The sequence below is a fragment of the Nocardia veterana NBRC 100344 genome, assembly GCF_000308855.1.
GTDB classification, from domain to species: domain Bacteria; phylum Actinomycetota; class Actinomycetes; order Mycobacteriales; family Mycobacteriaceae; genus Nocardia; species Nocardia veterana.
On sequence record NZ_BAGM01000007.1, the window covers coordinates 128348 to 140755 of the forward strand.

Here is a 12408-nt window from a genome sequence, read left to right on the forward strand (position 1 = left end):
CACGCCCGTTCGAGGCTCGAAGTTCGTGTCGGGATGGACTTGCATTGCCGCCGGTTTCTGGGTGTAGTATTGCTGGCACCTGGACATGGTCCAGGCGCGTTCAGCCCGACCCCCCGGGGCTGAACCCCGACGGCCCCAGCCTCCTCCCCCCCGGCTGGGGCCGTCCTCTATTTCCGGCAGGCATCGACCAACTCCTCGCCTGGCCTGATCGACCGACGGATGTCGGGTGTCGTCGAGGGCGGTTGTACACAGGGCGCGTGTTGTCCACACTCGCCGGTCGGGCTCTGGTTCGCCGAGCCGGGCGCGACGACGCTGAGGAACATGAATTCCGTTGCAGCAGTTCCCCCTCCGGCACTGGTGCTGATCGGCGATCGGCGGTTACGCGAGGAGGTGCGCCGGATCGCGGCCGCCGCGGACCGAAATCTGAACGAGCGTTCGATGCCTGTGGGGCGGCATGCCTGGACGGCAGCCGCTCTCCTGATCATCGATGCTCCCGCCGCGCGTGCCGCGGCCGCTGCCGGATATCCCCGCCGTTCCGGCGTCGTCCTGGTGGGCAGCGACGAGCCCGATCTGGACCACTGGCAATCGGCGGCCGCGGTCGGCGCCGAGCAGGTGATCGCACTACCCGCCGCCACCGAGACGTTGATCGAGGCGTTCGCCGCCTACGCCTGGCGCGACCCCGGTAACGGTCTGGTCCTCGCCGTTGTCGGTGCCGGCGGTGGGGCCGGCGCCTCGGTTTTCGCCGGTGCGCTGGCGTTGGCGGCCGCGGCCCGCCGCTTCCGGCCGCACGTGCTGCTCGTCGACGGCGATCCGCTGGGCGGGGGTCTCGATTTGCTGCTGGGAATCGAATCGGTTCCCGGGTTGCGCTGGCCGGACCTCTCCGTCGAAGACGGTCGGGTGGCCGCGCAAGCGCTGCACGAGGCCCTACCGTCGGCCGCCCCCGGGCTGGGAGTTCTCGCTTGCAGCAGACCGGCGAACTCCGGCCCGGACACCATCGGCCCGGGCGCGGTGCGTGCGGTCGTCGAGGCCGGGCGCGGGGCCGGGGATCTGGTGGTGTGTGACATCTCCGGATGCCGGGGCCCGCATACCGAGCACATGCTCGACACCGCCGATCTCGTGATCTTCGTCGTACCCGCGCGATTGCGCGCGGTCGCGGCCGCCGGCGCTGCGGTCGCGGATATCCGGCCGCGAAATCCGCACCACGCCTTGGTCGTTCGTGGTCCGGCGCCGGGTGGTCTGCGCGGCCGGGAGATCGCGGAGGCTCTGGACCTACCGCTGCTGGCCGCGATGCGTGCCCAGCCGGGACTGGCCGGTGCCCTCGAGCGCGGCGGCCTCGGACTCGCCCGCGGCCCACTGCTGACCGGAGCCGAAGCGGTCTTGGCGGCGCTGCCGGATGGTGATCGATGAGCGGCGTGGTGAGTGCCGACCTGCTGGACCGGGTGCGCGAACGGTTGGCCGCGGAGGCCGGTGAGCACGATCCGGCGCCGCTGGCGGCAGCCATCCGTGCCGAGGCCGGCTGTGTTCTCGGCGATACCGATCTGCTGCGCGCACTGCGACTGTTGCAGACCGAGATGACCGGAGCGGGAATGCTGGAACCGCTCCTGCACGATCCCGGAATTTCGGATGTGCTGGTGACGGCGCCGGACGCGGTGTGGATCGATCGCGGGCACGGTCTCGAGCGCACCCCGATCCGGTTTCCGGACGAGGCGGCGGTGCGGCGATTGGCGCAACGGCTGGCGCTCGCCGCCGGCCGCCGCCTCGATGACGCCCAACCGTGGGTGGACGGGCGGCTGCCGGAGTACGAACGGGGGCCGGGAGAAAGCTTCGGTGTGCGACTCCATGCGGTCCTCGCTCCGATCGCTCAAGGCGGCACGTGTATCTCGCTCCGGGTCCTGCGGCCGGTCGGGCACAGTCTGCGCGGACTCACCGCCTCCGGCACGCTGACGACGGAATCGGAGGCGCTCCTGGAACGGATCGTTCGCGCTCGGCTCGCCTTTCTCGTGGTCGGCGGCACCGGCACGGGTAAAACGACCTTGTTGTCCGCCCTGCTCGCACGGGTCCACTCCGCCGAACGCATCATCTGTGTGGAAGACGCGGCCGAACTGGCGCCGCCGCATCCGCATGTGGTCCGGCTCGTCGCGCGGATGCCCAATGTCGAGGGCGTCGGTGCGGTCACTGTCCGGGACCTGGTGCGGCAGGCCCTGCGCATGCGGCCGGACCGCATCGTCGTGGGTGAGGTGCGCGGCGGCGAGGTAGTGGATCTGCTCACCGCCTTGAACACCGGGCACGACGGGGGCGCCGGGACGCTGCACGCCAATTCGCCACGCGAGGTCCCGGCGCGGTTGGAAGCCCTTGCGGCACTGGGCGGGATGAGTCGGGAAGGTCTGCACAGCCAACTCGCCGCGGCGATCCATATCGTGCTCGCTGTGCGCCGCCGCGCCGACGGCCGCCGGATACTGCACGAGATCGGGCTGGTGACCCGAGAGGGCCATGCGGCGGTGCGGATCGACACCGCCTGGTCCGCCGAGGCGGCCGAAGCGCCGGCCCGAACGGCGTTGCAGCACTTGCTGGCCGAACGGATCGGGCAATGATCATCGGGTTGTTGTGCGGGGCGCTGGCCCTGCTCGTACTGCCGACCGCGTCGCGGCAGCGGCGGTTGCGCGCCCTGACGTGTCGTCGCCGTGCGGAGCCGAAGGTACCGATCGTCTGGGCTGTCCGCGGGATCGCCGGTGCGGCGGTGGCCGGGGCGGTCGCCTTCGGTCCAGGGCCTGCCGGCGCCGCCGCGTTGTTCGCCGGGACCGTCGCGATCCGGGCGAAGCACCGGCGCCGCGAGCGTCGCCGGGCCGACGAATCTCGAAAACTCTTGGAAGGCTTGGACATCGTGATCGCCGAATTACGCACCGGCGCGCATCCCAGTGCCGCCGCCGCGGTCGCGGCCGGCGAGATCGGCGGGGCTCCGGGGGCGGCTTTCGCGGTGAGCGCGGCACGCACCCGCCTCGGCGGCTCGGCAGCGGCCGGACTACGACACCGAAATTGCGCCGTGACAAGCGAATTGGATCGAGTCGCCGATGCCTGGGAGGTGGCCGAGCGGCACGGGTTGGCGCTGGCGGAACTGCTGACCGCGGCGCGGGACGATTTGGCCGAGCGCCGACGTTTCGGTGACCGTACGGGTGCCGCGTTGGCGGGCGCTCGGGCCAGCGCGACGGTGCTCGCCGGACTGCCGCTGCTCGGGATCGCCCTGGGCCAGCTGATGGGCGCACATCCCGTGCGGGTGCTGACGAGCAGCGGAATCGGTTCGGTTGTCCTGCCGCTCGGTACGGGTTTGATCGGGGCAGGCTTGCTCTGGGCCGACGCCATCACCCGAAAGGTGACGGTATGAGCGGGATCTCGCTCGCCCTGGTGGTCTCGGCGGCGGCGCTGTGCGTGCTGCCCGGACGCCACACCCCGTCTGCGCGGTTACGTGCTGCTCGCGGAGGCCGCGCGCAACCGCTACGGGTGACCGAGCAGCGCGTCGGCGATCCGTTGGCGGTCGCGTCCGCGCTGGACCTGCTCTCCGCATGCCTGCGGGCCGGCCTGCCGACCGCGACCGCTGCCCGGGCGGTCGCGCCGGTCGCACCGGAACCGTTCCGCTCGGCCCTGAGCCGTGCGGCGGATCTCCTGGCATTGGGCGCGGATCCGGTCACGGCATGGGAGCGAGCGGCTCAGGAGGCGCCCGCTCCCGAGATGCAGTCGCTCGCCCGCCTGGTCCGCCGTTCGGCGCGTTCCGGCGCCGCCCTGACCGGTGCCGTCACCGAACTGGCGGGTCAATGCCGATCGGCGGTCGAGGACGCCGCGGCCGCTCGGGCCGAGCGCGCGGGCGTCCTGATCAGTGGTCCATTGGGACTGTGTTTCCTCCCGGCCTTCGTCTGTCTGGGCATCGTGCCGGTGGTCGCCGGGCTGGCGGGACCGGTGCTGGGCGGTGGTTCGTGGTGACCACGCGACGGGCTCGGCGCGGATCCGCCGCGCCGATCGAAGAGAAAGGGGAGACCGATGCTGGCGGCAACGCAATCGGTTGTGCGAGAACTACGTTCGCGATTGGTGCAGGCGGCCGTCGCCGACGACGGCATGAGCACCGCCGAATACGCGATCGGCACCATTGCCGCGGCGGCCTTCGGAGCCGTGCTCTACACGGTGGTGACCGGCGATTCGATCGTGAATGCCCTGACCAAGATCATCGACAGGGCGCTGAACACCACGGTCTGATACTCGGTCGAGGTGGTCGGCGACCGGACCCGCCAGGATGCCGCACGGGCGACCGCGGTGCCGTCACGGTCGAGGCCGCGATCGCGCTGGCGGCTCTGGTGGTGGTCGTCGCGCTCTGTGTTGGTGCCTTGCTCGCGGCGTCGATGCAGATCCGATGTATCGACGCCGCCCGGGAGGCGGCGCGGCTCGCCGCACGTGGGGCCGAAGCGGACGCCTTGCCCGCGGCGCAGCGGGTGGCCCCACCGGGCGCCGATATCGAATTGCGGGTGGAGGGTGATCGGGCCGTCGTCACGGTGCGAGCTCGCGCCCCGCTGCTGCCGATGCTGCGGCTCCGTGCCGAAGCGGTCGCCGTCCGCGAACCCGGGGAGGAGGAGGTGCGATGAGACCGGAAGACCGGAGGTCTTCGGCCGGGGGCCGCGGGCGAGCCACCGAGGGCGGCGCGACGGTCGCCGCGTGTCTGGCCGTGACGGCGCTGCTGTTGCTCACCGTGTTGATCGTGCAATTGGCGGCGGTCGTCTGCGCTCGCCACCGAGCGCAGAGCGCAGCCGACCTGGCGGCCCTGGCCGCGGCCGCTGCGCTGGGTTCCGGTACCGGGACGGCGTGTGATCAGGCGCAATCGGTGGCACAGCGAATGGGAATGCACGTGCGCACCTGTTCGGTCCGGGATTGGGATGTGACGGTGTCGGTGGACGCTGCGCTAACGCTAACCATTTTGGGCGAGCGTTCAGTTGTTGCGATCGCGCGCGCGGGTCCGGTCGAGGCAGAAAAGCGATCATGAATACCGGACGGTTGGTGTGAGAAAGAATGGGTGACCGGAACCACAGCGGGCACCCGCGAGGGTTGGTTTTGCATTCGCGGCCGACCATTGATTTGGTGCGACGCAATTCTTCGAGGATTGCACTCGGTGTGATTCAAATAAATGCGCACATGTGAATCTCACGTGGCCGTTATTCGCTAGAGCAATGCCATAGTTAACATGATTAAGTTCCTCTTTAATCGTCTCAGGCGAGCAGCTGGCCGGCACCGGCTCTCGGGCGAGCGCGGCCGGTGACCGATGCGGTTTCCGATCGATGTCTGTCGTGTCACGAATCGAGTTCGAGCAGGTCAAAGAGGTGTTGCCAAGGCGTGTTTCAGTTGGGCCGCTGCTGCGAGAGTTCCGCGACCACTGCGGTGAGCAGGGCGCACGCTCCGTTCTTGTCCAAGGGCGAGTTGCCGTTTCCACATTTCGGCGATTGCACGCACGACGGACAACCGCTCGGGCACGAGCAGGATGCGATCGCGTCCCGGGTAGCCGCCAGCCAGGTGCGAAGCCGGGTGAACCCGCGTTCGGCGAAGCCGGCGCCGCCGCAGTGCCCGTCGTAGACGAACACCGTGGGCAGGCCGGTATCGGGGTGCTCCGCGATGGACACACCACCCACATCCCACCGATCGCAGCTGGCGACCAGCGGCAACATCCCGATCGCGGCATGCTCGGCGGCGTGCAACGCGCCTGGTACGCGCCGCGGGTCGATTCTGGCCGAAGCCAGGAGATCCGGGGCGACCGTATACAACACAGCCTGCGTCGGCAGGGTCTGCTCGGGCAGATCGAGCTCGATCAGATCCAATACCTCGCCGGTGGGCAGTGTGCGCAGGTAGCCGACCACCTGCCGGGTCACCCGGACCCGGGCCAGCGCGGCCGTCACCCGGCCGTGGCTGTGTTCGTGCAGGTATTCGTCGATCGCGACGGAGGTGACCATTCGAGCGCTGGTCGTCCATCCCGGCTGATCCGCATGCACGAATGCGATCCCCGCGTCGAGGTCCAGCTCGTCGACCACGTACGTCTCGCCCTGGTGGAGGTGGACGGCGCCGGCGTGCAGCGTCGCGGGTGCTCGCCCGGAATCCGCCGTTCCGAGCAGGCGGCCGGTGGCGATATCGACGATCGCCAGCTGGGATCCGATTCCGGCTCGGACGTCGAGGTCGTCGTGCGGGTCCGCACTCGAGGTCGGATACCAGCGGGCGGGTCCGTTCCCGTTCTCCCGGCGTCGCAGCGCTCCCGCCGCCGCCAGCTCGACCGCGACCTCCCAGACGCCCAGATCGCGGATTTCGGCATCGGTCAGCGGATGTTCACAGGCCGCGCAGAGCAGATGCGGACCGGCGACGTAGGGATTGTGCGGATCGGTGACCGTCGCCTCGACCGGCCGCTCCAGCAGCGCCTGTGGGTGGTGGACGAGATAGGTGTCGAGCGGGTCGTCGCGCGCGACCAACAGCACCAAAGAGCCCTGGGTTCGGCGTCCGGCCCGGCCCGCCTGCTGCCAGAACGAGGCGACCGTGCCCGGAAAACCGGCGATCACCACGGCATCCAGCCCCGCGATATCGACGCCGAGCTCGAGCGCGGTGGTGGTCGCCGCGCCCAGCAGCGAGCCGTCGGCGAGACCGTTCTCCAGCTCCCGCCGGTCCTCCGCCAGGTATCCGGCCCGGTAGGCGGCGACCCGGCCGGCGAGCGCGGGATCGACCTCGGCCAGCATGCGCTGCACATCGATCGCGACCACCTCGGCGGCCCGGCGGGAGCGGACGAAGGTCAGCGTGCGCGCGCCCTCGACCACCAGATCCGTCATGATCCGGGCGGCCTCGGTGGTCGCGGCTCGACGCACCGGGGCCCCGTTCTCGCCGCTCAGATCGCCGAGCAGCGGCGGTTCCCAGAGCGCGACGGTCCGCGCGCCCTGCGGCGACCCGTCCTCGGTGACCGCGGTGACCGGCGCGCCGATCAGGCGCTGCGCGGCGGCCGCCGGATCGGCGCTGGTCGCCGAGCACAACACGAAGGTCGGCTCCGCACCGTAATGGGCGGCCAACCGGCGCAGTCGCCGCAACACCATCGCCACCTGCGATCCGAAAACTCCGCGATACGCGTGACATTCGTCGACCACGACATAGCGCAGCCGGCGCAGCAGCCGGGCCCAGCGCTGATGTGAGCGCAGCACCCCGATGTGCAGCATGTCGGGATTGGTGAAGATCCATCGAGTGTTCGCCCGTACCCATTGCCGGACCTCCGGCGGGGTGTCGCCGTCGTAGGTGGCGGGATGAATATCGCGCAGGTCGACGCTGTGGGTGAGCTGGGCGGCCGCCCGGAACTGGTCGGCGCCGAGCGCCTTGGTGGGCGATATATACAGAGCGGTCGCCTGCGGGTCCCGGCGCAGGTCGGTGAGTACCGGTAGTTGATAGCCCAGCGATTTACCGGATGCGGTGCCGGTGCTGACGACGACATGCTCGCCCGCCGCCGCCGACTCCGCGGTCCGGATCTGATGCGACCACGGCTGCCGAACTCCCGATTCCCGCAACGCCGCGACCACGTCCGGATCGGCCCATGACGGCCACGCCGCGACCTGGGCGGGACGGGCCGGGAGTTCGGTCACATGGGTGATACGACTTGCCCCGTCGGGCACTCCGAAAAGGACACGATTCAGCAACGATCTCCCGTAGCTGATCGCCTCGCTCGTCGCGGGCTGCGATGTCGGGCCTTTCGGATTCATCGGACCGAGACCCGTGGACGCGAAGAAAGTGTGAACCGTGTGTGTCGTCCCCGCGCGAGCTGCCAATTCACTACCGAGTAGCGACCTGCGTCACAGTCGGTTTGCCTGACGCCCACTCGGTTATCGCTAAGCAAACCTACTTCAAGTTTGGATTTGGGCATTGTGCCCCTCACCTGCACATTCGCAAGATCATCTTTTTTGCAAATTGTCGGTAACTCGGCTGTCGAATTGCGCGCAGACATGGTTCACTAGTTCTCGGTCGCAAGCTTCTGTGTTCGAGGGAACGGATCCAAAGTCCAAACCATCAGCAGGATCGATGTTGCGAACGGTGTGCTTGAAGCTTCCTGCAGGGGGAACAGAGTACAGCGGTCGGAACGGACCCGGTGGACCAACCTAACTTGTCCGCCGTTCCGGTATGGAAAGAGAAGGAACAGAATGGCACAGGGAACTGTGAAGTGGTTCAACGCGGAGAAGGGGTTCGGCTTCATCGCGCCCGAGGACGGCTCCGCTGACGTCTTCGTCCACTACTCCGAGATTCAGGGTTCGGGCTTCCGCACCCTCGAGGAGAACCAGAAGGTCGAATTCGAGGTCGGCCAGGGCACCAAGGGCCCGCAGGCCACCGGAGTTCGCGCGCTCAGCTGAGCGAGTAACCCTACAGGTCTGACCCTCGTCCCTCACCGCCGACGCGGTGAGGGACGAGTCATATCCGGGGGAAGTACACTCGATCGAAAACCGGGGCTTTTCGATGTAGCCGGGTTGTCCAGACGGGTGTTTTTCTGCAGTTCGCAGCCTTGCCGGTGTGAACGGCACGCACGGGGGAGTGCCGAGCGGAACAGCCGAGACTCCCGGACCGCGGAGTCGCAGTGCAGGCTCGACGACAGCGGAACACGGTATAAACGTCTCTGGCGGGAGACATTCGTCTCTCCCTTCTGCCCCAGCCGCGCGCTGCGCGCCTGCGCCGCGCGGGTCGACAGGAAAGGTGTGTTCGCCGGTGGCAACACGAGACCGCGGTGCATCGCCGACTCCCGATGCGGCTTCCGCCGGGCGCGATGCGTCGGCAGACCGGGGGCGTCCCCTGCGTCGTCTCGTCATCGTCGAGTCGCCGACCAAGGCCCGCAAGATCGCGCCCTATCTGGGTCGCGGTTACACCGTCGAGGCGTCCGTCGGGCATATCCGGGACCTGCCGCGCGGCGCCGCCGACGTTCCGGCCAAATACAAGGGGCAATCCTGGGCCCGGCTGGGCGTCGACGTCGATCACGATTTCGAGCCGATCTACGTCGTCAGCCCGGACAAGAAGGCCAAGGTCTCGGAACTGAAGACGCTGCTGCGCGATGCCGACGAGCTGTACCTGGCCACCGACCCCGACCGCGAGGGTGAGGCCATCGCCTGGCATCTGCTGGAGACGTTGAAGCCGAAGATCCCGGTGCGGCGAATGGTCTTCCACGAGATCACCGAGCCCGCCATCCGCGCCGCCGCGGCCGACACCCGAGATCTGGACAACGATCTGGTCGACGCGCAGGAGACCCGGCGCATCCTGGACCGGCTCTACGGCTACGAGGTCAGTCCCGTGCTGTGGAAGAAGGTCATGCCGCGGTTGTCGGCCGGCCGCGTGCAGTCGGTGGCGACGCGGATCATCGTGCAGCGCGAACGGGAGCGGATCGCGTTCCGTTCCGCGGAGTACTGGGATATCGCGGCGAAATTCGACGCCGGCGACGGTGAGACCGATCAGGCCAATCCGCGGGTGTTCGGGGCGCGACTGGTCACGGTCGACGGGGCCCGGGTCGCGGGCGGCCGGGACTTCGGCTCCGACGGTCTGCTCAAGGCCGGCAGCGGTGTCACGGTGCTGGACGAGGCCGCCGCGCGGCGACTGGCCGCGGCCCTGGAGCAGGCCGACTTCCAGGTCACCTCGGTGGAGTCCAAGCCGTACACCCGGCGGCCGTACGCACCCTTCATGACCTCGACGTTGCAGCAGGAAGCGGCGCGCAAGCTCCGGTTCGGCTCGGAACGCACGATGCGGGTGGCGCAGCGGCTGTACGAGAACGGCTACATCACCTACATGCGTACCGACTCGACCACGCTGTCGGAGTCGGCGATCAGTGCGGCGCGCGCGCAGGCCACGCAGCTGTACGGCCCTGAATTCGTGCATCCGACGCCGCGGCAGTACAACCGCAAGGTGAAGAACGCCCAGGAGGCACACGAGGCGATCCGCCCCGCGGGCGACACCTTCGCCACCCCCGGGCAGCTGCACGCTCGGCTGGACCAGGACGAGTTCCGGCTCTACGAGCTGATCTGGCAGCGCACGGTCGCCTCGCAGATGGCGGACGCGCGCGGCACCACGCTGACCGTTCGGATCACCGGCCGGGCGGGGACCGGCGAGGAGTGCGTGTTCTCCGCCTCCGGCCGGACCATCACCTTCCCGGGCTTCCTCAAGGCTTATGTGGAAAGCGTCGACGAGGAGACGGGTGGTCAGTCCGATGACGCCGAGTCCCGGCTGCCGGCGCTGACCGAGGGCCAGAACGTCAAGGCCGCGGAGCTGACGCCCGACGGGCACACCACCAATCCGCCGCCCCGCTACAACGAGGCCTCGCTGATCAAAGCGCTCGAGGAATTGGGCATCGGACGTCCGTCGACCTACGCCTCGATCATCAAGACCATCCTCGATCGCGGGTACGTGTACAAGCGCGGAAACGCGCTCGTCCCGTCCTGGGTCGCGTTCGCGGTGGTCGGTCTGCTCGAGGAGTATTTCGGCCGGTTGGTGGACTTCGACTTCACCGCGGCCATGGAAGACGATCTCGACGCCATCGCCGGCGGTCGTGAGCAGCGCGGAAACTGGTTGTCCAGCTTCTACTTCGGCGGCGATCACGGCGCCGAGGGTTCGGTGGCACGGTCGGGCGGTCTCAAGCGGATGGTCGGGGAGCGGCTCGACGATATCGATGCCCGCGAGGTCAACTCGATCAAGATGTTCACCGACGATCAGGGCCGCGACATCGTGGTCCGGGTCGGGCGCTTCGGTCCCTATCTGGAGCGCATGGTGCAGAACCCGGACGACCCGGACGGCGACCCGGTTTCCCAGCGCGCGAACCTTCCCGACGACCTGCCGCCGGACGAACTGACGCCCGAGGTGGCGGAGAAGCTGTTCGCCACCCCGCAGGAGGGGCGGTCGCTGGGGGTGGACCCCGAAACGGGGCATCGGATCGTGGCCAAGGAGGGCCGTTTCGGTCCGTATGTCACCGAGATCCTGCCCGAGCCCGAGCCCGATCTCGATGCGAAGAAGGGGGCCAAGAAGGCCGCCGCGCCCAAGCCCCGGACCGGATCGCTGCTCAAGTCGATGGATCTGTCGACCATCACGCTCGACGACGCGCTGAAGCTGCTGTCGCTGCCGCGGGTGGTCGGTAAGGACCCCGAATCCGGTGAGGAGATCACGGCGCAGAACGGCCGGTACGGCCCGTATCTGAAGAAGGGCACCGATTCGCGCTCGCTGGCGAGTGAGGACCAGATCTTCACGGTGACCTTGGAGGAGGCGTTGAAGATCTACGCCGAGCCCAAGCGTCGCGGCCGGCAGGCGGCCAGTGCGGCACCGCTGCGCGAGCTGGGCAACGACTCGGCCACGGGTAAGCCGATGGTGATCAAGGACGGTCGGTTCGGGCCGTACGTCACCGATGGTGAAACCAACGCCAGTCTGCGCAAGGGCGACGAGGTGGAATCGATCACCGATGAGCGCGCTTCCGAACTGCTCGCCGAGCGCCGCGCCAAGGGGCCGGTGAAGAAGGCCGCCAAGAAGACGGCCAAGAAGGCGCCCGCGAAGAAGACCGCGGCGAAGAAGACGGTGGCGAAGAAGACCGTGGCGAAGTCGACCGCGAAGAAGACCGCGGCCAAGTCGACCGCCGAGAAGACCACTGCCAAAAAGGCGCCCGCGAAGAAGGCCGCGGACAAGGCGGCCGCCGAGTCGTAGCGATCGACCGGCGGCAGCCGGCTGTCGGACCCGCCGATTAGGGTGGACCGCGTGGCAGGTGTCTTCGATCGGCTCGTGGGCCAGGACTCGGTCGAGTCCGAGTTGACCGCTGCCGCCGTGGCGGCGCGTACGGGGGTGGCGTCTTCGGCGATGACGCATTCCTGGTTGTTCACCGGCCCACCCGGATCCGGCAGATCCGTTGCGGCACTGTGCTTTGCGGCCGCGCTGCAGTGCACCGCGGAGGGGACGCCCGGGTGCGGTCACTGCCACGCCTGTACCACCACCATGGCCGGAACACACGGCGACGTGCGTCGCGTGATTCCCGAGGGGCTCAGCATCGGCACCAAGGAGATGCGCGAGATCGTGCAGGTCGCGGCGCGTCGCCCCAGTACCGGGCGGTGGCAGGTCGTCGTGATCGAGGATGCCGACCGCTTGACCGAGGCCGCCGGCAATGTGTTGTTGAAGGTCGTCGAAGAACCGCCGGAACGGACGGTATTCCTCCTGTGCGCACCCTCGGTGGATCCGGAGGATATTTCGGTCACCCTGCGCTCGCGGTGCCGCCACATCCATCTGGTGACACCATCGGTGGACGCCATCGCTCAGGTCCTGCGCGAGCGCGACGGCTTGGAGCCCGAGCGGGCAGCGTGGGCCGCATCGGTCAGCGGCGGCCATGTCGGGCGGGCCCGCCGCCTCGCGACCGACGAGGAC

11 protein-coding genes are annotated in these 12408 nt (G+C 68.9%); 10 read left to right on the top strand and 1 reads right to left on the bottom strand.

Annotated features, from left to right (window positions below):
• Positions 1-321: 321 nt before the first annotated feature.
• The 7 genes from ssd to ON37_RS01750 are packed head-to-tail and all read left to right on the top strand — an operon-like array spanning position 322 to position 5020.
• Positions 322-1407: a septum site-determining protein Ssd gene (ssd, locus tag ON37_RS01720; RefSeq protein WP_040715753.1), complete on the top strand. Its 1086-nt coding sequence runs from the start codon at positions 322-324 to the stop codon at positions 1405-1407.
• The gene (locus ON37_RS01725) at positions 1404-2591 is read left to right on the top strand and encodes a TadA family conjugal transfer-associated ATPase (RefSeq protein WP_040715663.1); all 1188 of its coding nucleotides are present in this window, start codon (positions 1404-1406) and stop codon (positions 2589-2591) included. Before ssd ends, ON37_RS01725 begins: the two co-directional genes overlap by 4 nt.
• A complete protein-coding gene (locus ON37_RS01730) occupies positions 2588-3379 on the top strand; it encodes a type II secretion system F family protein (RefSeq protein ID WP_040715664.1) in 792 nt (263 codons plus the stop codon). Before ON37_RS01725 ends, ON37_RS01730 begins: the two co-directional genes overlap by 4 nt.
• Positions 3376-3972, top strand: a complete 597-nt coding sequence (locus tag ON37_RS01735; protein WP_040715667.1) for a type II secretion system F family protein — start codon at positions 3376-3378, stop codon at positions 3970-3972. Before ON37_RS01730 ends, ON37_RS01735 begins: the two co-directional genes overlap by 4 nt.
• A 57-nt stretch (positions 3973-4029) precedes the next feature.
• Positions 4030-4242, top strand: coding sequence for a DUF4244 domain-containing protein (locus ON37_RS01740; RefSeq protein ID WP_040715669.1), 213 nt, complete (start codon positions 4030-4032; stop codon positions 4240-4242).
• Entirely contained in the window at positions 4242-4625 is a 384-nt protein-coding gene (locus ON37_RS01745; protein WP_051031043.1) for a TadE family type IV pilus minor pilin, read from the top strand. The genes ON37_RS01740 and ON37_RS01745 overlap by 1 nt, the downstream gene beginning before the upstream one ends.
• The gene (locus ON37_RS01750; RefSeq protein ID WP_051031036.1) at positions 4622-5020 is read left to right on the top strand and encodes an Rv3654c family TadE-like protein; all 399 of its coding nucleotides are present in this window, start codon (positions 4622-4624) and stop codon (positions 5018-5020) included. Before ON37_RS01745 ends, ON37_RS01750 begins: the two co-directional genes overlap by 4 nt.
• Positions 5021-5372: 352 nt before the next feature.
• On the opposite strand, the gene sftH is transcribed toward ON37_RS01750, so the two are convergent.
• Complete coding sequence (gene sftH, locus ON37_RS01755; RefSeq protein WP_083892638.1) at positions 5373-7748, bottom strand: DEAD/DEAH box helicase; 2376 nt, start codon at positions 7746-7748, stop codon at positions 5373-5375.
• Positions 7749-8183: 435 nt separating this feature from the next.
• Here sftH and ON37_RS01760 point away from each other — a divergent pair, with 435 nt between their 5' ends.
• The 3 genes from ON37_RS01760 to ON37_RS01770 all read left to right on the top strand — a co-directional run.
• Entirely contained in the window at positions 8184-8390 is a 207-nt protein-coding gene (locus ON37_RS01760; RefSeq protein WP_011206895.1) for a cold-shock protein, read from the top strand.
• Between the two features lie 433 nt (positions 8391-8823).
• Positions 8824-11700: a type I DNA topoisomerase gene (gene topA / locus ON37_RS01765; RefSeq protein WP_040715762.1), complete on the top strand. Its 2877-nt coding sequence runs from the start codon at positions 8824-8826 to the stop codon at positions 11698-11700.
• 51 nt (positions 11701-11751) lie between these two features.
• Positions 11752-12408: DNA polymerase III subunit delta' (locus ON37_RS01770; protein ID WP_040715765.1), on the top strand; the 657-nt coding region annotated here is incomplete at its 3' end.